Raw genomic sequence first — 19420 nt, forward strand, 5'->3', positions numbered from 1 at the left:
CCCGCGGCTAACGGATGCCCGCGCGCATGAACGACTGCACGAACTGACGCTGGAACAGCAGGAAGCCCAGCAGCAGCGGCGCCGAGGTCATCAGCGTTGCCGCCGAAATGATTGCCCAGTCGATCCCCTGGTCGGTGGAAGCGAAGACGGCCAACCCCACCGTCAGCGGCCGCGTCTCAACCGTGTTGGTGATGACCAGCGGCCAGAGAAAGTTGTTCCAGTGATAGCTGACCGAGGTCAGCCCGTAGGCAAGATAGGTCGGCTTCGCCAGCGGCACATAGACGCGCCAGAGGATCGCCATCGTGCCGCAGCCCTCCACGATGGCAGCCTCCTCCAGCTCCTTCGGCACCTGCCGGAAGGTCTGGCGCAACAGGAAGATACCGAAGGCGGAGGCCATGTAGGGCAGGCCGATCGCCAGGATCGTGTCCACCAGGCCCAGGTCGCGCATGGTGCGGTAGTTCTCCACCAGCAGCACGTCCGGCATGATCATCAGTTGCAGCAGCACCAGCCCGAACAGGATTCCGCTGCCGGGAAAGCGGCTGCGCGCGAAGGCGAAGGCGGCCAGCGTGCACAGCACGAGCTGCGCCGCCAGGATCATCGTCACGAGGATGAAGGTGTTGAGGAAGTAGCGCGCGAAGGGCGCCGCATCCCAGGCCTCAGCGAAATTCTGCAGCGTCAGCGGCGCCAGCAGTTCGAATCGCGTGGTGTAGGCGCTGGGGTGGAACGCCGCCCACAGCGCATAGAGCAGCGGCGCGATCCAGATGATGCCGAGCAGCCATGCGCCGGCCGTCTCGATCGCGCGCGTCACCCTCACCGGTAGTGCACCCGCCGCTCGGCGACCAGGAAGTTGAAGGCCGCGGTCGCCGCCAGGAACAGCAGCAGCACCACCGTCAGCGTCGCCGCCATCGCCGTGTCCCAGAAGCGGAAGCCGAGCTCGTAGACATAGACCAGCAGCAGCGTCGTCGCGTTGTCGGGCCCGCCGCGCGTCATGACGATGATGTGGTCCACCAGGCGGAAGGCGTTGATCGCCGCATTGACCAGGATGAACAGCGTGGTCGGCCCCAGCAGCGGCAGCGTCACGCGCCAGAACACGCGCGCGCGCGACGCTCCCTCGATCGCCGCGGCCTCGTACAGGTTGGGCGGGATCGCCTGCAGCGCGGCGAGGTAGAAGATCATGAAGAAGCCCGCTTCCTTCCACACCGCGACCGCGATCATCGCGCCCAGCGCGGTGCGCGTCTCGCCGATCCAGTTGGTCGGTCCCCAGCCGAACAGCGCGCGCGTGATCTGGTCCAGCAGCCCGTAATCGGGCGTGTAGAAGAACAGCCAGAGGTTCGCCACCGCGATCATCGGCAGCACGGTCGGTGTGAAGAAGGCGATGCGCAGCGCCGTGCGGCCGCGGATCTTCCCGTTCACCCACAGCGCCATGGCCAGCGCGAGCCCGATGGACAGCGGGATCGTCGCCGCCGCGAAGATCATGTTGTTGCTCAGCGCCTGCCAGAAGATCGGATCGGCGGCGAGCTCGGCGTAGTTCTCGGTGCCCACGAAGCGCGCGGGCCGGTTGCCGCGCGGCGTGGAGAAGAAGGAATGCCAGACGGTCGCGACCGCGGGGTAATGCGTGAAGGCCACCAGCAGCAGCAGCGCGGGCGAGAGCAGCAGCCAGGCGTGCAGGGTGGTGCGCTTCATCGGGCGTCGCGCAGCCCCCACCCCGGCCCTCCCCCGCTTCGCGGAAGAGGGAGCAGGTTGCGCAACTCGCCCTCCCTCCCCCGCAGTGCGGGGGAGGGTCGGGGTGGGGGCACGCGCGACCTCACGCTACGAGAAACTACCGGTAGCGCCGCAGGATCCGCTCCGCCTCCTGCTGCGCATCGTTCATCGCCGGCCCCGCCTGCTTCCGCCCCAGCAGCGCGGCCTGCAGGTTGTCGTTCAGCGCCTTGGTCACGCGCTGGTTCTCATGCGTCGAAAGCTCCGCGACCGCATGCGGCAACTGGTCGCGCGCCACCGCGGCCGGCGGGAATTCGGCGACATAGGCCTGCATCGCCGGCGTCTGCCACGACGCGGGCGTCACCGCGACATAGCCCGTCTCGATGCCCCAATGCGCCGCGCGCTCGGGCGTGGTCAGGAAGCGCGCGAAGCTGATCGCCGCCTCGCGCTGCGCGGGATTGGCGGACTTGAACACATAGAGGTTGCCGCCGCCGGTCGGGCTGCCGCGCCGCTTGCCGGCCGGCAGCATGCCGACGCCGAAGGGGAACTGCGCGTTGCGGCGCACATTCGTCAGGTTGCCCGTGGTGGTCCACATCATCGCCACCTTGCGCTCGAAGAAGTCGCGCGGCGTGGTGCCCCATTCCACGATGCCCGGCGGATGCACGCGGTAGCGGTTCGCCAGGTCCACCCAGTATTGCAGCGCCTCCGCCACCTTCGGGTCGGCGAAGAAGGTGCGCGTGCCCTCCTCGTTCATCAGGCGCACGTCGTTCTGCGTCGTCAGCGCCTGGAACAGCCAGTATGGGAAGCCCGAGGACGGGATCTGCATGCCCCATTGCGTGGTGGTGTCGCCCTGGCGCTTCGTCAGCTTCTGCGCGAACTCCACCTGCTGCGCCCAGTTCTCCGGCGGCATGTCGGGGTTCAGCCCGGCCTCGCGGAACAATTCCTTGTTCCAGTAGAGCACAACGGTCGAGCGCTGGAACGGAATGCCCCAGGTCTTGCCGCCGGTACGGCTGTTCTCGAGGAAGCCGGGATAGAAGCTGTCCAGCCAGGCGCGCTCCACGCCGGGCAGGTCGTCCCAGGCCAGCACCGCATCCTCGTCGATCAGCGTGAACATGTCGGTGGACAGCAGGCAGGCGATCTGCGGCGCATCGCCGCCGCGCATCGCGGTCAGCGTCTTGGTCAGCGTGTCCTGATAGGACCCGGCATAGATCGGCTTCACGCGGAAGCGCGGATTCGCGCGGGCGAATTCCTCGCAATAGGCGTCGATCAGGCGCGGAATCGGGCCTCCGACGGCGATCGGATAGTTGAAGGTGATCTCGACCGGGGCCTGGGCCTGCACGGATGGCGCGGCGAGCAGCGGCGCGCTTCCCAGCAGGCCGAGCGTGGTGCGGCGGGTGATGGTCATCGGCGTGATCCTCCTTGCTTGTGGTGTCAGGCGGCAGCCGCGCGCAGCACGTCGCGCCGCTTCCCGGTGGTGGCGTCGAACAGATGCAACGTGTCCGGCAGGCGCAGGCGCAGTGCGGTGCCGGCGGGCAGCGCGTGATTGCCCGGCACGCGCGCGGCGAGCCGTTCCCCGGCCTCGCCGACCGCGCAGGTCATCACGGTTTCGGCGCCCAGGAACTCCGAATCGAGCAGCGTCGCCGGCAGCCCGCCCTCCCCGGTCAGCGCGATCTCCTCCGGCCGCAGGCCCAGCACCGCGCCCGCCGCCTCGGGCGGCGCCACCGCCATGCCCGGCGCGCCCGCGATCTCCGCGCCCTCGCGGCCCGCCACCAGGCGCAGCAGCGACATTGGCGGCGTGCCGATGAAGGACGCCGCGAAGACCGAGTCCGGCTGCGCATACATCCGCGCCGGCGTCGCATCCTGCTCGATGCGGCCCTCGCGCAGCAGCACGACCTGGTCGGCCATGCTCATCGCCTCCGCCTGGTCATGCGTGACATAGACCATGGTGATGCCCAGCCGCTGCTGCAGCGCGCGGATCTCCCGCCGCATCTCCGCGCGCAGCTTGGCGTCCAGGTTCGACAGTGGCTCGTCCATCAGGCAGATCGGCGCTTCCGCGACCACGGCGCGGGCCAGCGCCACGCGCTGCTGCTGCCCGCCGGAAAGCTGGCTCGGCCTGCGGTGCAGCAGCGTGTCGAGCCCGAGCAGCTTCGCCGTCGCATCCAGCCGCGCCTCGCGCTCCGCCCGCTTCACGCTGCGCGCGCGCAGGCCGAAGACGATGTTCTCCGCCACCGACAAATGCGGGAACAGCGCATAGGACTGGAACACCATGGCGATGCCGCGCGCCGCCGGCGGCAGGGCGGTGACGTCGCGGCCTTCCAGCAGCACCCGTCCCTCGGTCGGCGCCTCCAGCCCCGCGATCACGCGCAGCAACGTGGACTTGCCGCAGCCCGAAGGGCCCAGCAGCACAAGGAAGCTGCCCGCCGGCGCGGAAAGGCTGACGCCCGTCAGCGCGCGCGTCTCGCCGAAGGCCTTGCCGATGCCCTCCAGGCGGATGGCGCCGCGGGGGCCGGTCATGTCGTGGGACTCGCCATCTCTGGCGCCGAGGATTACCCGCAACCCCTGCGCCGCACCAGGGGCGGCCCCGTGGTGCGGCGGGCGATGTCATGGCATCGTCACGCCGCTGCACCGAGGGGGCCGGGATGGACGAGGAACGCGCCGAGGACGAGCCGCTGATGCTGACGCCGGGGCCGGCGACGCTCTCCATGCGGGTCAAGCGTGCCATGCTGCACGACTACGCCTCGGGCGAGCAGACGATGCTCGACGCCATCGCCTTCTGCCGGCAGTACATCCTGGCCTTGAGCAACGGTGCCGGCACGCATGCCGCCGTGCCCATCGTCGGCAGCGGCACATCGGGCAACGAGGCCGCGATCGGCACGCTGGTGCCGGAGAATGGCAAGCTGCTGATCCACACCAACGGCGTCTATGGCGACCGCCTGGTGGAGATCGCGCGCAAGATCCGCGTGCCCTACACCAGCTTCCGCACCGCGCCCTTCACCCCGCCCACCGCGCAGCAATTCGAGGATGCGCTGCAGGCCGATCCGGCCATCACCCATGTCATGCTCGTGCATTGCGAGACCTCCACCGGGATCCTCAACCCGATCGAGGAGGTCGCGGCGGTCTGCAAGCGGCGCGGCGTGGCGCTGCTGATCGACGCGGTCGCGTCCTTCGGCGCCTTCGGACTGGATGCGAAGGCCCTGGGCTACGACGCCGTGGTGTGCTCCGCAAACAAGGGGCTGCAGGCGCCGCCGGGCCTCGCCTGGGTCGTGGTGAAGAAGACCGCGCTGGAGGCCGCGCGGGGCAATGCGCCGAGCCTGACGCTCGACCTCTGGGACCAGGAACAGCACCTGGAGCGCACGGGGATGTTCCGCTTCACGCCGGCCACGCATCTGCTGCTCGGCATGGCGGAGGCGCTGCGCGAACACGCCGAGGAGGGCGGCATCGCCGCGCGCCAGGCGCGCTTCCGCGCCAGCTGGCGCCGCCTGGTGGACGGCATGCGGCAGATGGGATTCCGGACGCTGTTGGAAGACGACGTGGCGTCGCCGATCGTCGCGACCTTCCACGATCCGCCGGACCCGAACTATTCGTTCCGCAAGCTCTACGACGGCATGAAGGCGCGCGGCTTCATCATCTTCCCCGGCCGCCTCGCCGCCGCCAACACCTTCCGCCTGGCGTGCATCGGGGTGGTGACGGAAGAGGACATCGGCCGCGCCCTGGACGCGATGGCGGATACGCTGCGGGAGATGGGGGTGGCGCGGATGGGCCGGGGGGACTGACGAAACCTCATGGCGCCCTGACGCCTGATGACATATATAACATGACATGAGCGCCAGCACCGAAGCCCCAGCCCGCCGCGGCCTCCCCGCGGAGGAGACGCGGCGGCGCATCGAGGATACGGCGGAACAGCTGTTCCGGACGATGGGCTACCAGAAGACCGCGGTCGCCGACATCGCCCGCGAGCTCGGCATGTCGCCGGCCAATGTCTATCGCTTCTTCCCCTCCAAATCCGCGATCAACGAGGCCATTGCCCAGCGCATGCTCGGCGGCGTGGAGGCCGAGCTCTGGGCCATCGCGCGCGCCGACGCGCCCGCTCCGGATCGCCTGGCCGACCTGCTCCGCACCCTGCATCGGCGCCACCTGGCGTTGTTTTTCGCCGAGCGACGCCTGCACGACATGGTGACCGCCGCGATGGCGGAGCATTGGGGCGTGGTGGAGCGCTTCATCCACGCCGTTACCACCGCCATCCGCCATGTGCTGATGGACGGCATGGCCGCGGGCGACTTCGCCCGGCTGGACCCGGAAGCCACCGCGAAATCCATCAAGCAGGCCGTGCTGGCCTTCATGCACCCGGTGCTGATCGCCGAATGCGTCGGACGGATCAGCACCGAGGAGGAGCTGGCAGCCGATCTGGAGGCGATGATCACGCTGCTGCTGAGAGGGCTCCGGCCCTGACGCCTACCAACTGACGATTATTGACTTTCATCAGTTCATGATCATTATCAGTGCCTCCGTCACGCCGAGGCCCCTCCCATGCCGCGCGCCGCCGCCCTCCTGCTCCTGCTTCCTCTCCTCGCCGCCTGCCGCGCGGAACGGCCCGCCGCGCAGGCCGACACCCCGCCCCGCGCCCGCCCGGTCCAGGTCGCCGAGGTCGTGCTCGCCCCCGCCCGCGCCGAGTCCGCCTATACCGGCGTGGTGCGCGCCCGGCGCGAGGTGGATGTCGGCTTCCGCGCCGCCGGCCGCATTGCCGAGCGGCTGGTCGAGGTCGGCGAGGCCGTGCGCGCGGGCCAACCGCTCGCCCGCCTCGATCCCACCGACCTCGCCCTGGCGCAGCGCGCCGCCGAGGCCGACCTGGCTGCGGCGGAAGCACAGTCCCGCCAGGCCGCCAACGACGCCGCCCGCTCCCGCGCGCTGCTGACCGCCGGCCACGTCGCCGCCGCCTTCGACGACCAGCGCCAGGCCACCGCCCGCGCCGCCGCCGAGCGCGCCGCCTCGGCGCGCGCCGCGCTGGACCTCGCCCGCAACCGGCTGTCCTACGCCACGCTGACCGCGCCGTCGGACGGCGTGGTCACGGCGATGCTGGCCGAGGCCGGGCAGGTGGTGCCGGAAGGCCAGCCGGTGCTGCGCCTGGCCGACCCCGCGGAGCGCGAATTGCTGGTGCGCGTGCCGGAAGCCGCGCTGCCCCTCCTCGCCGGGACCGAGGCCGCGGAGGTGCGCTTCTGGGCGCGCCCCGAGGCCGCCTTCACCGCGACCGTGCGGGAAGTCGCGCCGCAGGCCGATGCTTCGCTGCGCACCTATGCCGTGCGATTCGCCCTTGCCGCCGCGCCGGACTGGGTCGCGCTCGGCATGACCGGCACCGTGCGGCTGAGCCGTGCGGAAGAGCCCGTGGCGACACTGCCCCTCGCCGCGCTGCATGACCGCGGTGCCGGCCCGATGGTCTGGCGCGTCCTCGGCGACCGGGTGCAGGCCGTGCCCGTGCGCGTCGCGAGCCTGTCGGAGACGACGGTGCAGGTCGCCGGCGCGCTCCGTCCCGGCGAGCAGGTGGTGGCGCTCGGCCCGCAGCTCCTCGATCCCTCGAGCCGCGTGCGCGTGGTGCAGACCCGCCTCGCCGCGACGCTGCGGTGACAGCGATGGAGCGCTTCAACCTCTCCGCCTGGGGCGTGCGCAACGGCGCGCTGACGCTCTTCGCGATGATCCTGCTCGCGGCGCTCGGCGCCGGTGCCTGGATGAAGCTCGGCCGTGCCGAGGATCCCTCCTTCACCCTGAAGGTCATGGTGGTCGGCGCCGCCTGGCCGGGCGCGACGGCGGAGGAGATGCAGGCCCAGGTCGCCGACCGCATCGAGAGCCGGCTGCAGGACCTCGCCTGGCTCGACCGCCTCGAGACCTATGTCCGGCCGGGCATCGCCACCACCACCGTCGTGCTGCGCGACACCACGCCGCCGCGCGAGGTGCAGGCGCTGTGGTATCAGGTGCGCAAGAAGGTCGGCGACATCTCATCGAGCCTTCCGGCCGGCGTGCGCGGACCGTTCTTCAACGACGAATACTCCGACGTCTATTCCGCCGTCCTCGCCCTGACCGGCGCCGACAACGCGGAGCTGGTGCGCCAGGCGGAGCGCATCCGCCTGCGCCTGCTGCGCATCCCCGGCGTCGAGAAGGTGGCGATCCAGGGCGAGATCGAGCAGCGCATCTACGTGGAAGCGTCGCATGCGCGGCTCGCCACGCTCGGCATCCCGCCGACCGCGATCGTCGAGGCGCTGGCGCGGCAGAACCCGGTGGCCCCGGCCGGCGTGGTGGAGACCGGCAGCACGCGCGTGCATCTGCGCGTCGGCGGCGCGCTGGACGGCGTCGCGGCGGTCGCAGCGGTGCCGGTCGCCACGCCGGATGGCCGCACCATCCGCCTCGGCGAGATCGCCGACATCCGCCGCGGCCTCGCCGACCCGCCTTCCGCCGCGGTGTTCCACGAAGGCCGCGCGGCCGTGCTGGTTTCGGTCGGCAAGCAGCGCGGCTTCAACGTGCTGGCGCTCGGCGAGAGCCTGCGCGCCGAGCTCGACGCGATCCGCCGCGACCTGCCGACCGGGCTGCAACTCCAGCCCATCGCCGACCAGCCGCACATCGTCGCGGACAGCGTCGCGGAATTCCTGACGAAGTTCGCCGCAGCGCTGCTGGTGGTGCTGCTCGTCTCGCTCGCCTCGCTCGGCCTGCGCGCCGGGCTGATCGTCGCGCTCTCCGTGCCGCTGACGCTGTCCGCCGTCTTCGCCTTCATGCTGTGGTGGGGGATGGAGCTGGAACGCGTCTCGCTCGGCGCCCTGATCCTCGCCCTCGGCCTGCTGGTGGACGACGCGATCATCGCGATCGAGGCCATGGCGGTGAAGCTGGAGGAAGGCTGGGACCGGCTGCGCGCCGCCGCCTTCGCCTGGGGCAGCACCGCCGGGCCGATGCTGTCCGGCACGCTGGTCACCGTCGCCGGCTTCATCCCCGTGGGCTTCGCCAACTCCACCTCCGGCGAATATGCCGGCGGCATCTTCTGGGTGGTCGGCGCGGCGCTCATCGCCTCCTGGCTCGTCGCGGTCTGGTTCACGCCCTGGCTCGGCGTGAAGCTGCTGCCGGCGCCGAAGCGAGTCGTTCACCACGAGCATCTCTACGGCACCCGGTTCTACCGCGCGCTCCGCCGCGTCGTCGCCTGGTGCACCGACCATCGCACCGTCGTGCTGGGTGCGACGCTGCTGCTGCTCGCCGGCGGCTTCGCCGGCATGGCGGCAACGAAGAAGCAGTTCTTCCCGACCTCCGCGCGGCTCGAATTGCTGGTGGACGTCAACCTCCGCGCCGGCGCCGGCTTCGCCGCCACGCGCGACGCGGTGGAGCGCATCGCCGCCACCGTCGCGCAGGACGAAGACGTCGCCACCTACACCGCCTATGTCGGCGCCGGCGCGCCGCGCTTCTTCCTCGCGCTGAACCCCGACCTGCCGAACGAGGCCTTCGGCAAGCTCGTCGTGCAGGCGCGCGACGTGCCCGCGCGGGAGCGCCTGCGCGAGAGGCTGATCGCCTTCGCCGAATCCGGCGCCGTGCCGGAGGCGCGCATCCGCGTGGCCCGCCTCGATTTCGGCCCGCCGGTCGGCTTCCCCGTGCAGTTCCGCGTGGTCGGCGGCGATCCCGCGCAGCTCCGCGGCGGGGCCGAGCAGGTGATGCAGGCGCTGCGCGCCACGCCGGGCACGCGCGACGTGCAACTCGCCTGGGGCGAGCGCGCACCGGCGATGCGCCTCGACCTCGATGAGGAGCGCGTCGCCCAGCTCGGCCTCTCGCCGCAATCCGTCGCGCAATCCGTCCAGGTCCTGCTCTCCGGCGCCACCGCGACGCAGCTGCGCGAAGGCGAGCGGCTGGTGGATGTCGTGCTGCGCGCACCCGCGGCCGAACGCGAGGGCCTCGGTGCGCTGGCCGACCTCACCCTCGTCACCCCTGCCGGCCCCGTGCCGCTGGCGCAGGTCGCGCGGCTCGTGCCGGCGATGGAGGAGCCGATCCTCTGGCGCCGCAACCGCGAGCCCTTCCTGACGGTGCGTGCGGAGATCGCGCCGGGTCTGCAGGCGCCCGACGTCACCGCCGCCGCCCTGCCGCGCCTTGAAGCTGTGCGCGCGCAGCTTCCCATCGGCCTGCGCATCGAGACCGGCGGCGCGGCCGAGGAATCCGGCAAGGCCAATGCCAGCCTCTTCGCGCTGTTCCCGACCATGGTCGCGGTGATGCTGCTGATCCTGATGGTCCAGCTTCGCCATTTCGGCCGCGTCGCGCTGGTGGTCGCAACCGGCCCGCTCGGCATCCCCGGCGCCGCCGCGGCGCTGCTGCTCACCGGGATGCCCTTCGGCTTCGTGGCGCTGCTCGGCGTCATCGCGCTGGCGGGGATGATCATGCGCAACACGCTGATCCTGGTGGACCAGGTGCGCCAGGACACGGAAGCGGGGATGGAGCTGCGCGAGGCGATCATCGAGAGCACGGTGCGCCGCGCGCGACCGGTGATCCTGACCGCGCTCGCCGCGATCCTCGCCTTCGTGCCGCTGACGCTCTCGGTCTTCTGGGGGCCGATGGCCGTGGCAATGATCGGCGGGCTGGCGGTGGCGACGCTGGCGACGCTGCTGGTGGTTCCGGCGCTGCATGCTCTGGCACTGCGCCGGCGCCGCCCGGCACCAAGCGTCGTTCTGCCGGTGCCGCGGGAGCCCGCCGATCAGCCGGCCTGAGCCCGGCGCTGCTCCGTGGCGCCGCCCTGCAGCAGCGCCTCCGCCCGCGTCACCAGTTCGCGCACGTCGAAGGGCTTGCGCATCAGCACGAAGGGACCGTCGCGCACCGCCTCGGTCAGCGCCGCATGCGCGGCCGCACCGTCCCCCACCAGCCCGGTCAGCAGGACGCCAGGCAGTCCGGGCACGCGCTGCCGCGCCTGCCGCAGCAGCTCCAGCCCGTTGCTACCGGGCATGGCGAGGTCGGTGACGAGCAGGTCGAAGGGCGTTGCCGCCTCCAGCCGGCGCAGCGCCTCGCGCGCGTCGGCGGCCTGCTCCACGCGCCAGCCATGCGCCACGAGTTCCGCAGCCAGCGCCTCGCGCACCAGCTTCTCGTCATCCACCAGCAGCACGCGCGGCGCCGGCATCTCCTCCGTCGCCGCCTCGCCGCCGTCCGCCGTCTCCGGCGGCGCATCCTCCACCGCCACCCCGACCGGCAGCCAGAGCGTCACCTTCGTGCCGGCGCCGGGCGCGCTCTCGATAAGAAGGCCGCCGCCCGACTGCTCGGCGAAGCCCTTGGCCATCGCCAGGCCGAGCCCGGTGCCGCTGCCTGCAGGCTTGGTCGTGAAGAAGGGCTCCGAGGCGCGGGCGAGGGTCGCCGCATCCATCCCGGTGCCGGTGTCGGTCACGGTCAGCCGGACATAGCTGCGCGGCAGCAGGCCCGCACCATGCCGCGCGCCCTCCGTCACCTCCTCCGCGGCGGCGGACAGCGTCAGCACGCCGCCGCCCTGCAGCGCCATCGCGTCGCGCGCATTGGTGGCGAGGTTGACCAGCACCGTCTCGAGCTGCCCCTTGTCGGCGTGCAGCATCGGCAGCGCCTCCGCCACGTCGGTGCGCACCACCACGCCCGCGCCGAGCGTATGACCCAGCACCTCGCGCAGATCCTCGACCATCGCCGCGGCATCGACGAGGTCGGCGCGCAGCTCGCCCTGCCGCGCGAAGGCCAGCAGCCGACGCGCCACCGCGGCACCCCGCTCCGTCGCTTCCAGCACCATGCCGGCCAGGCGCTTCACCTGCTCGGGGTCCTCCGGGCGCCGGCGCATCAGCCGCGCGCCGCTCGCCACGGCCTGCAGCACGTTGTTCACGTCATGCGCGATGCCGCCGGCAAGCTGCCCCAGCGCCTCCATGCGCTGCGCCTGGCGCACGCGGCTTTCCGCCGCCTCGCGCTGCGCGGTCTCGCGCCGCAACTGCTCCAGCGTCTCGCGCAGGCGCTGCACCGCCGCGCGCTCCGCCGCCGCGCGCCGCATCGCCAGCCAGGAGACCGCGAGCAGCAGTGCCGAGGCGATGGCCGCCACCGCGCCGAACAGGCGCAGATTCGCGTACCAGCGCTGCAGCAGCGCGCCGCGATTGACACCCATCGCGACATGCAGCGGATAGCTGCCGACCTGCCGGTAGGCATAGAGATGGCGCTCGCCGTCGAACGGTGCGATCGCCTCGAACATGCCACGCTCCGGCGCCGCGGCGATGGCCCGCATCAGCGGGCCGTCGGCCGGCATCCGCTCCGGCCCGCGCTCGGGTTCCCGCGCCAGCACCGCGCCGTCGTCGCGCAGCAGCATGGCAAGATGCGGCAGCGGCGGCGCCGCCTCGGCGAAGAAGCGCGCGAAGTAGCCGGGGTCGAGCGCGATGTGGATCGTGCCGGCGAAGCCGCCATCCTCCGCCGCGCGGCGCTGGCTGATGGCGAAGCTCGACCGGCCCGTCGCCCGCCCGCGGAAGGCGGCGGAGACATGCGGCCCCGGCTCGCCCTCGCGATGCACCGTGAAGAACTCGCGCTGGTCGATCCGCAGGGCCGGGTTCCAGCGCTGGCTGCCGGCGCGGACCACCCCGGCCTCGTCCGCGATCCAGATCGAGACCGCCTGCTCCAGCGGCGCGCGCAGCCCCGCGAGGAACAGGCTGATCTCCGGCGCCGCCACCTGCTCCGGCGTCAGGCCGCGGATACGGTCGGCAACCCGCGCCAGCGCCAGTTCCTGCGTCTCCATCACCTTGCCGGCATGTTCCTGCAGCACGGCGACCGTGCGCTCGACCGAGCTTCGTCCCTCCCGCAGGACATCGGCGCGGTTCTGCAGCGCGGCCACCGCGAAGAGGCCCGCCGGCACGAGGACGGCGGCCGCGAAGAGCAGCAGATAGAGCCGCGAAACCGGCGGCCCCCTCCGGCGGCCGAAGCCGGGCCATGCCGATCGCGGCGCAGCGGTGGAACGCAACGTCGCATCGTCTCCTGCCGCCCAGGGTCTGCGCGGCCTGCGGAGGGTCGCGAATTACCACAGTGTGAGGCAAGCCCCCTCGGTCGCATGGCCCCCCGGCTTGCAGCATTTCGTGATCGGCGCGATCCGTTCCGCATCGCCAAGAGCGATCGGAGGAGTTCCATGTTGCGCATCCACGGCATCGCGCGAAGCCGCGCCTTCCGCTGCATCTGGGCGGCCGAGGAAGCCGGCCTGACCTATGAGATCGTGCCGGTCGGCTTCGGCGCCGAGCACAAGCCGGAGGTCCTGAAGGTCAACCCGAACGGCAAGATCCCCGCGCTGCAGGACGGCGCGCTGACGCTGTTCGAGAGCCTTGCCATCAACCTGCATGTCGCGCGCAAGGCCGGCGCGCCACTGATGCCGGAGGGCGACGACGCCTCCCGCGTGCTGCAATGGACGCTCTGGGCCGCGACCGAGGCCGAGCCCACGCATCAGCAATGGGCCTACAACACCTATGTCCGCCCGGCCGACCAGCGCGACGCGGCGGCGGCCAAGGCGGGCGCGGAGGCGCTGGCGCAGCGCCTGGCCGTGCTGGAGAAGCACCTGGAAGCCGGCGGCCCCTGGCTCGTCGGCAAGGACTTCACCATCGCCGACTGCAACCTGGCGGCCGTGCTCTATGGCGGCTGGGCGAACGGCTTCGACTTCGCCCGCTTCCCGAAGGTGAAGGCCTGGCTCGACGCCTGCCTCACCCGCCCCGCCGCGCTGAAGGCCCGCAAGCTGCGCGAGGGATGACGGGCGGCGCGGCGCCGGCCCCCACTGGCCCGGCGCCCACGCCCTGCGCGCCGCGCAGACAACGGGCGCGCGTCAGCGCCAGATCACCTCGGACACGCGGCAGGTCTCCATGCCCCGGCGCTCGCCCGCCCGGCCATCCATGTAGACGACGCGGATGTCCACCGTGCAGCCGACGCCGGCAGGCAGGCTGACCTGCAGCCGCTGCCCCGGCTGAAGCACGTTCTGGCCCAGACGGTCGCCACCCCAGTTCCGGTCCGAGGACAGCGAGACATAGACCTCCCTGATGGTCACGCCGCTGCCGTTGCGCAGGTAGAAGGACGGGTTGGCCGCCGCCGGCCGGCCCGGCGAGATCGCCGCCCCGGCGCCGCCGCCGCCGCCGCCGCCGCCGACGCTGGCACCGGCCCCGGCGCTGCGCCCGAACGCGATCGTCGAGAGGCTGCAGGCATTCACCTGCATGCGCCGCTCCTCCCCGCCGCCCTGGTAGGTCACGCGGATGTCGAGCACGCAATCACCAAAGTTCGGCGTCACCCACACGCGGTTGCCGGAGGGCAGGACGTTGCTGCCGAGGATGTCCGGCCCCCAATCGTCCACGCGCGAAGCGGATACGAAGGCCGATTCGATCACGCGGCCCGTATTGTTCACCAGCCAGAACCGGTTCTGCGCCTGCGCCGTCGCCGAACTCAACAGCCCGGCCGCCCCCGCAAGAATTGCGAGGACTGCAAGAACGTGGCGACGCATGCGGGGGTCTCCTCCGAAGACGCAATGTTGCGTAGCAAGCCTAACAGCCCATTGGTGGAGGGCGAGTGAAAGCCCTGTCATGTGCCTACCCCCGATTGCCCGTTTCGCCTTCGATCGGCACTCTGTCGCGGGATCACGGGAGCGTGAGATGTCGGACCGAGCCGAGGAGACCGGCGAATTGCGGCGCCTTTCGGCGGCACTGGTGGAACTGCGCGCCGAGCTCACGGTGACGCAGGCGGCGCTGGCCGCGGCCATGGCCGAGATCGCCCGGCTCGGCCCGGAGCCCAAACCCGACCTGGCCGATGCCGTCTCCCGCCTGCTCGGCTTCGCCGAGGCCGCGGCCGCCGGCATGAAGGGCCAGCCTCTTGCCCGCCCCCAGGCACCGACCGACGCCGCGCTGCGCATGGCCGACTGGGCCGAGGGCCTGCTCTCCAACAAGGCGCGAAGCTGAGGCGGCCTGGTGGCCGCCGGGGGCGCCGGCCCCGCGGGACGGATCTCCGCGCATCGGTCATGAATCGGCCCGCCGAATCCGCCAGGCAGCGCGGCGGCGGGGGCGACCATCGGTTGCAATCGGCCGGTGGCGCAGCGCAGCATCGCCCTGCTAGGCTTCCGGCCATGCACAGGCCGTTCCCTTCCCGCCGGGCGTTGCTTCTGGCCGCGGCGTTGCTCTCCGCCTGCGGCGCCGGTGGCGCGCCGGCCTCCTCGGCCGCCAGCCCCGGCGACTCGACGGGCCCCTTCGGCGCCTATCTCGCCGGCCGCTTCGCGCAATCCGAGGCGGACACCCGCGCCGCCGCCGACAGCATGCTGCAGGCGCTGCAGCGCGATCCCGACGAGGCGGAGGTGCTGAACCGCGCCTTCGTCGCCGCCCTGCTGGATGGCAGGCCCGACGCGGTGCGCCTCGCCCGCCGCCTGCCGGAGAACCACGCGGCGGCGCTGCTGTTGTTCGGCAACGAGGCACAGGCCGGCCGCTGGGACCGCGCCGAGCAGCGCGTGCGCGCCCTGCCCCGCCAGGGACCCGCCGGGCTGCTGGCGCCGATGCTGCTGGCCTGGACGCTGCAGGGGAAAGGCCAGACCGACGAGGCGATCGCCATCCTCCGCCCGCTGGCGGAGGGCGGCCGCCTGCGCGGCATCCATGCCTTGCATCTCGCGTTGATCGCCGACGTCGCCGGCCGCGACCGGGAGGCTGAGCGCTACGCCCGCATGGCACTCTCGGAGGGGCCGGAAGCCTCGCTGCGCCTGATCCAGCTTGCCGGCGGCATCCTCGTGCGCAACGGCGGCGAGGCCGAGGCGATGCGCATGCTGGAGGCGCTCGGCCGCAGCAATGCGGACATCGCCATCGCCGCCGGCACGCCGGAAGGGCGTCGCGCCCTGCTCGCCGGCCGCGCCGTCGCCTCCCCCACGGAGGGCATCGCGGAAGCCTATATCGCGCTGGCGGCGGCGCTGCGCGGGCAGGGCGGCGGCGAGGTCGGGCTGATGCTGTCGCGGCTGGCGCTGCGCCTGCGGCCCGATTTCGCGCCGACCGTGCTGCTGATGGCCGACTACTTCGCCGATGAGCGCCAGCCCGAGACCGCCCTGGTCCTGCTGGATACCGTGCCGGCCGATGATCCGCTGGCCGGCCTCGTCGCGCTACGCCGCGCCGCGATGCTCGGCCGGCTCGACCGCGTGGCGGAAGCGGAAGCCGAGCTGACCCGCCTCGCCGCTGCCGCGCCGCATGCACCGCAGCCGATGATCCGGCTCGGCGACATGCTGCGCATCCGCAACCGCTTCGCCGATGCCGCAATCGCCTATGACGGCGCGGTCGCGCGGATCGGGACGCCCACGCCCGACGACTGGCCGATCTTCTACGCCCGCGGCATCGCGCTCGAGCGGTCGAGCCAGTGGCCGCGCGCCGAGGCGGACTTCCAGACGGCGCTGCGCCTCGCGCCGGAGCAGCCCTATGTCCTGAACTACCTCGCCTATACCTGGGTGGAGCACGGCACCAACCTGGTGGAGGCCCGGCGCATGCTGGAACGCGCCGTGGAGCTGCGCCCCAACGACGGCAACATCGTGGACAGCCTGGGCTGGGCGCTGTTCAAGCTCGGCGACATCCCCGGCGCGGTGCGCTGGCTGGAGCGCGCCGTCGAGCTGGAATCGCGGAACAGCGTCATCAACGACCATCTCGGCGACGCCTACTGGGCCGCGGGGCGGCAGAACGAGGCACGCTTCCAATGGCTGCGCGCCCTGCGCACCGAGCCGGAGGCGGCGGATGTCCCGCGCATCGAGGCGAAGCTCCGCGACGGCCTGCCGACGCCGCCCGCCTCCACCGCCCAGCGCAGCGACGATGCCCCCGCCACGCGATGAGCTCCGCCTCCCTCCCTCCCCTGCATGCGGGGGTTCGACGCACAGCGTCGAACGCCGGAGTTGCTGCGACGTGCCGCAGCTTACGCAGGCTGGCCGGGGTGGGGGCCGCGCGACCTCCGCGGTAGAGGAACCTGCTCCGGCGAAGGTCAATCTCTACCTTCGCGTCACCGGCCGCCGTCCCGACGGCTACCACCTGCTCGACAGCATCGCCGTCTTTGCCGGCGCCGCGGACCTGGTGCACGCTGTGCTCGCGGAGGGGTTGAGCCTCGCCGTCACCGGCCCGGAAGCCGGCGTTCTGGCCGACGAGCCGGACAATCTGGTCCTCCGCGCCGCCCGCGCCCTCGCCGCCGCAACGGGTGCCCGCGCCGGCGCCGCGATCACGCTGGACAAGCACTTGCCGGTCGCATCCGGCATCGGCGGCGGCTCGGCGGATGCCGCCGCCGCGCTGCGCGCGCTGAACGCGCTGTGGAACACCGGCCTCGATGCCGCGGCGCTCCACGGCATCGCCGCGGGCCTCGGCGCCGACGTGCCGGTCTGCATCGCGGGTCGGCCGATGCGCATGCAGGGCATCGGCGAGATCCTTTCGGACGCCCCGCCCCTGCCCGCCTTCGGCCTGCTGCTGGCCAATCCCCGCATCGCGCTGCCCACCCCCGCGGTGTTCAAGGCGCGCCGAGGCGGTTTCTCGGCGCCGGCCGGCCTGCCTGGCCGCCTGCCGGACGCCGCCGCGCTGGCGGATTGGCTGCGCCCGCTCGGCAACGACCTGCAGGACGCCGCGATCGCGCTCTGCCCGTCGATCGCCGAGGTCCTTGCCGCCATTGCCGCCCGGCCCGGCTGCCTGCTTGCGCGCATGAGCGGGAGCGGCGCGACCTGCTTCGGCATCTTCCGCGACGCGGCGACGGCCGAAGCGGCGGCGCTCACCCTGCCGGTCACCTGGTGGCGCTGGGGCGGCGGCCTCGGCTGACCGCGACGCGGCCCTCGGGCAGGCGCGTTGCATCCGGGTATGTCCGCATGCAACGCTCGGTTGCCGCACGACGCGGCGGCGGGAGGCGTGATGAGCCTGCACCTCAACCTGATGCATGCCGAGGCAGCCGTCGCCTTCGCCGAGAAGCACCTGCGCGGACGCGCCTCCAACAAGCCGGAGGACATCATCCACACGCACCAGGAGAACCTCCGCCGCTTCGCGACGGGGATAAGCGCGAACAAGGAGATCCAGCAGGAGATCGTGCTCGATAGCCTGGCGAACAGCTTCAATGTCCGGATGGGTTGCCAGCAACTCCATGGCGAGCGAGCCGGCGCGATCTCCTCGGCGCGGGACGCGCGCAAGCTGGCCGGCGAGCGCCTGAACGCCGCCGCCATCATCCGCGACGGCATCGGCAACTGCTTCGAGCATGCGGTGCTCGCCTGCCATCACCTGAACGGCAAGGGCGTCGCCAGCTACATGGTCGACACCGACGACGAGACGAACCACTGCTTCGTGCTGATCGGCCTCGGCGGCGGCCTCGATGGCACGACGGTGCAGGCGGCACCGAACGCCCTGCCGGGCGCGCCCTTCAACGCCGCCTTCGCGGTGGTCTGCGACCCCTGGTACCATGAGTGGTTCGCAGTGGGCAGCTTCTGGGCCACGAAGATGCACCGCATCCTGATGACCACGAACAAGCGCGCCACCGGGCTGCTGCCGGCGCAGGTGCCCTTCACCTTCACCGCGTCCAACCACGTGACGTGATGCGCAGGGCGCATCAGCGCCCGAGCCAGCCCTTCAGCCGCGCCGGCGCGGCGACCATGTCGGTCTCCGACCCGCAATAGGAGAACCGCAGGAAACGCGCGCCGCGGTCGCGCTCGAAATCCACGCCGGGCGTCGCCGCGATCCCCGCGCCCTCCAGCATGCGCGCGCAGAAATCCAGGCTGTCATTGGTCAGGTGGCCGATGTCGCACCACAAATAGAAGGCGCCGTCGGCCTGGGCGATGCGGTCGAACCCCGCCGCCGGGAGCCCCGCCAGCAGCGCCGCGCGGCTCCGCGCGTAGCGCGCCTTGTTCGCCTCCAGCTCCTCCGTGCAGTCGAAGGCCGCCTCCGCCGCCACCTGCGCGACATGCGGCGCGCTGATGAACAGGTTCTGCGCCAGGCACTCGACGGGACGGACAAGATCCTCCGGCAGCAGCAGCCAGCCGATCCGCCACCCCGTCATGGAGAAGTACTTGGAAAAGCTGTTCACCACGATCGTGCTGTCGCTGAAGCACGCCGCCGTGCTCTCCGCCACGCTGCCATAGGAGAGCCCGTGATAGATCTCGTCGGAGACCAGCCGCACGCCGTTGCGCTCGCACCACGCCGCGATCGCGCGCAGTTCCTCCGGCGCCAGCATCGTGCCCGCGGGGTTGCAGGGGCTCGCCACGATCAGCCCGGCCGGCAGCGGGTCCAGCTTCTCCAGCATCGCGAGCGTCGGCTGGAAGCGCGTCGAGGCGTCGCAAGGCAGCAACTGCGGCACCATGCCCAGCGCCGTCAGGATGTTCGCATAGGGCGGGTAGAAGGGCGCAGCCATCGCGACGCGGTCGCCGGCGTCGAAGGCCGCCAGGAACGCCAGCGGGAAGGCGCCCGAGGCGCCGACGGTCACCGCGATCCGCGCGGCCGGCACCGTAACGCCGTATTTCGCCGCGTAGTGGCCCGCGATGCGTGCGCGCAGCGAGGCGAGTCCGAAGGCTTCCGTGTAGCCCATCGGCGCGCCCGCCTGCAGCGCGCGGATCGCCGCCTCCGCCGCGCCGCGCGGCGCGCCGGTCCCGGGCTGGCCGACTTCCATGCGGATCACGCCCAGGGCATCGGGATAGGCGCCCGCCGGCAGCGCGGCGGCGCGCGCATTGGCCGCCGCGATCACGTCCATCACCAGGAAGGGCGGCGCTGCCGCCCCGCGCCCGACCTTCAGCGCCATCCCG

The 19420-nt window shown here is 72.1% G+C and carries 16 protein-coding genes; 9 read left to right on the forward strand and 7 right to left on the reverse strand.

The genetic code is table 11. The features are described 5' to 3' along the window. Window positions 1-7: 7 nt before the first annotated feature. From E4T13_RS21355 to E4T13_RS21370, 4 genes are all read right to left on the reverse strand, one after another. A complete protein-coding gene (locus E4T13_RS21355) occupies window positions 8-814 on the reverse strand; it encodes a carbohydrate ABC transporter permease (protein WP_206030266.1) in 807 nt (268 codons plus the stop codon). After that, entirely contained in the window at window positions 811-1683 is an 873-nt protein-coding gene (locus tag E4T13_RS21360) for a carbohydrate ABC transporter permease (protein WP_137180369.1), read from the reverse strand. Before E4T13_RS21360 ends, E4T13_RS21355 begins: the two co-directional genes overlap by 4 nt. A gap of 136 nt (window positions 1684-1819) precedes the next feature. After that, window positions 1820-3103 (reverse strand): ABC transporter substrate-binding protein, encoded by a 1284-nt coding sequence (locus E4T13_RS21365; RefSeq protein WP_137180370.1) that lies wholly within the window; start codon window positions 3101-3103, stop codon window positions 1820-1822. Between the two features lie 26 nt (window positions 3104-3129). Continuing rightward, entirely contained in the window at window positions 3130-4212 is a 1083-nt protein-coding gene (locus tag E4T13_RS21370) for an ABC transporter ATP-binding protein (RefSeq protein WP_137180371.1), read from the reverse strand. Window positions 4213-4337: 125 nt separating this feature from the next. Between E4T13_RS21370 and E4T13_RS21375 the strand changes: the two genes are divergently transcribed. The 4 genes from E4T13_RS21375 (at window position 4338) to E4T13_RS21390 (ending at window position 10415) form a co-directional block, all read left to right on the forward strand. Next, the gene (locus E4T13_RS21375) at window positions 4338-5471 is read left to right on the forward strand and encodes a 2-aminoethylphosphonate--pyruvate transaminase (protein WP_170985133.1); all 1134 of its coding nucleotides are present in this window, start codon (window positions 4338-4340) and stop codon (window positions 5469-5471) included. 46 nt (window positions 5472-5517) lie between these two features. Beyond that, complete coding sequence (locus E4T13_RS21380) at window positions 5518-6147, forward strand: TetR/AcrR family transcriptional regulator (protein ID WP_137180373.1); 630 nt, start codon at window positions 5518-5520, stop codon at window positions 6145-6147. Between the two features lie 78 nt (window positions 6148-6225). Beyond that, the gene (locus tag E4T13_RS21385; RefSeq protein WP_137180374.1) at window positions 6226-7317 is read left to right on the forward strand and encodes an efflux RND transporter periplasmic adaptor subunit; all 1092 of its coding nucleotides are present in this window, start codon (window positions 6226-6228) and stop codon (window positions 7315-7317) included. Window positions 7318-7322: 5 nt separating this feature from the next. Next, on the forward strand, window positions 7323-10415 hold the full coding sequence (locus E4T13_RS21390) for an efflux RND transporter permease subunit (RefSeq protein WP_137180375.1): 3093 nt from the start codon (window positions 7323-7325) through the stop codon (window positions 10413-10415). Here the strand turns inward: E4T13_RS21390 and E4T13_RS21395 are convergent. After that, complete coding sequence (locus tag E4T13_RS21395) at window positions 10403-12649, reverse strand: hybrid sensor histidine kinase/response regulator (RefSeq protein ID WP_137180376.1); 2247 nt, start codon at window positions 12647-12649, stop codon at window positions 10403-10405. The genes E4T13_RS21390 and E4T13_RS21395 overlap by 13 nt on opposite strands. Before the next feature lie 162 nt (window positions 12650-12811). Here E4T13_RS21395 and E4T13_RS21400 point away from each other — a divergent pair, with 162 nt between their 5' ends. Then, window positions 12812-13420: a glutathione S-transferase family protein gene (locus tag E4T13_RS21400; protein ID WP_170985134.1), complete on the forward strand. Its 609-nt coding sequence runs from the start codon at window positions 12812-12814 to the stop codon at window positions 13418-13420. 72 nt (window positions 13421-13492) lie between these two features. Here the strand turns inward: E4T13_RS21400 and E4T13_RS21405 are convergent, their stop codons facing one another. Further along, window positions 13493-14158 carry a Tat pathway signal protein gene (locus E4T13_RS21405; RefSeq protein WP_137180378.1) on the reverse strand — a complete coding sequence of 222 codons (666 nt, stop codon included), beginning with the start codon at window positions 14156-14158 and terminating at the stop codon, window positions 13493-13495. A gap of 148 nt (window positions 14159-14306) precedes the next feature. Between E4T13_RS21405 and E4T13_RS21410 the strand changes: the two genes are divergently transcribed. The 4 genes from E4T13_RS21410 (at window position 14307) to E4T13_RS21425 (ending at window position 18221) form a co-directional block, all read left to right on the forward strand. Beyond that, a complete protein-coding gene (locus E4T13_RS21410; RefSeq protein WP_137180379.1) occupies window positions 14307-14609 on the forward strand; it encodes a hypothetical protein in 303 nt (100 codons plus the stop codon). A 164-nt stretch (window positions 14610-14773) separates the two neighbouring features. Continuing rightward, a complete protein-coding gene (locus E4T13_RS21415) occupies window positions 14774-16498 on the forward strand; it encodes a tetratricopeptide repeat protein (protein ID WP_137180380.1) in 1725 nt (574 codons plus the stop codon). A 70-nt stretch (window positions 16499-16568) separates the two neighbouring features. Further along, window positions 16569-17459 carry a 4-(cytidine 5'-diphospho)-2-C-methyl-D-erythritol kinase gene (locus E4T13_RS21420; protein WP_240791232.1) on the forward strand — a complete coding sequence of 297 codons (891 nt, stop codon included), beginning with the start codon at window positions 16569-16571 and terminating at the stop codon, window positions 17457-17459. Window positions 17460-17549: 90 nt separating this feature from the next. Further along, complete coding sequence (locus E4T13_RS21425; protein ID WP_137180382.1) at window positions 17550-18221, forward strand: hypothetical protein; 672 nt, start codon at window positions 17550-17552, stop codon at window positions 18219-18221. Between the two features lie 13 nt (window positions 18222-18234). Here E4T13_RS21425 and E4T13_RS21430 read toward each other — a convergent pair whose 3' ends face one another. Continuing rightward, the gene (locus tag E4T13_RS21430) at window positions 18235-19416 is read right to left on the reverse strand and encodes a pyridoxal phosphate-dependent aminotransferase (RefSeq protein ID WP_137180383.1); all 1182 of its coding nucleotides are present in this window, start codon (window positions 19414-19416) and stop codon (window positions 18235-18237) included. Between the last annotated feature and the right edge of the window lie 4 nt (window positions 19417-19420).

The organism is Roseomonas sp. AR75, assembly GCF_005222815.1.
Classification (GTDB): Bacteria; Pseudomonadota; Alphaproteobacteria; order Acetobacterales; family Acetobacteraceae; genus Falsiroseomonas.

What these genes read in the sequence shown, in the direction of transcription:
- E4T13_RS21430 (WP_137180383.1), bottom strand. Translation starts at nt 19,416, where the DNA reads ATGGCGCTGAAGGTCGGGCGCGGGGCGGCAGCGCCGCCCTTCCTGGTG.
- E4T13_RS21400 (WP_170985134.1), top strand. Translation starts at nt 12,812, where the DNA reads ATGTTGCGCATCCACGGCATCGCGCGAAGCCGCGCCTTCCGCTGCATC.
- E4T13_RS21405 (WP_137180378.1), bottom strand. Translation starts at nt 14,158, where the DNA reads ATGCGTCGCCACGTTCTTGCAGTCCTCGCAATTCTTGCGGGGGCGGCC.
- E4T13_RS21360 (WP_137180369.1), bottom strand. Translation starts at nt 1,683, where the DNA reads ATGAAGCGCACCACCCTGCACGCCTGGCTGCTGCTCTCGCCCGCGCTG.
- E4T13_RS21370 (WP_137180371.1), bottom strand. Translation starts at nt 4,212, where the DNA reads ATGACCGGCCCCCGCGGCGCCATCCGCCTGGAGGGCATCGGCAAGGCC.
- E4T13_RS21425 (WP_137180382.1), top strand. Translation starts at nt 17,550, where the DNA reads ATGAGCCTGCACCTCAACCTGATGCATGCCGAGGCAGCCGTCGCCTTC.
- E4T13_RS21385 (WP_137180374.1), top strand. Translation starts at nt 6,226, where the DNA reads ATGCCGCGCGCCGCCGCCCTCCTGCTCCTGCTTCCTCTCCTCGCCGCC.
- E4T13_RS21390 (WP_137180375.1), top strand. Translation starts at nt 7,323, where the DNA reads ATGGAGCGCTTCAACCTCTCCGCCTGGGGCGTGCGCAACGGCGCGCTG.
- E4T13_RS21365 (WP_137180370.1), bottom strand. Translation starts at nt 3,103, where the DNA reads ATGACCATCACCCGCCGCACCACGCTCGGCCTGCTGGGAAGCGCGCCG.
- E4T13_RS21415 (WP_137180380.1), top strand. Translation starts at nt 14,774, where the DNA reads ATGCACAGGCCGTTCCCTTCCCGCCGGGCGTTGCTTCTGGCCGCGGCG.
- E4T13_RS21410 (WP_137180379.1), top strand. Translation starts at nt 14,307, where the DNA reads ATGTCGGACCGAGCCGAGGAGACCGGCGAATTGCGGCGCCTTTCGGCG.
- E4T13_RS21375 (WP_170985133.1), top strand. Translation starts at nt 4,338, where the DNA reads ATGGACGAGGAACGCGCCGAGGACGAGCCGCTGATGCTGACGCCGGGG.
- E4T13_RS21380 (WP_137180373.1), top strand. Translation starts at nt 5,518, where the DNA reads ATGAGCGCCAGCACCGAAGCCCCAGCCCGCCGCGGCCTCCCCGCGGAG.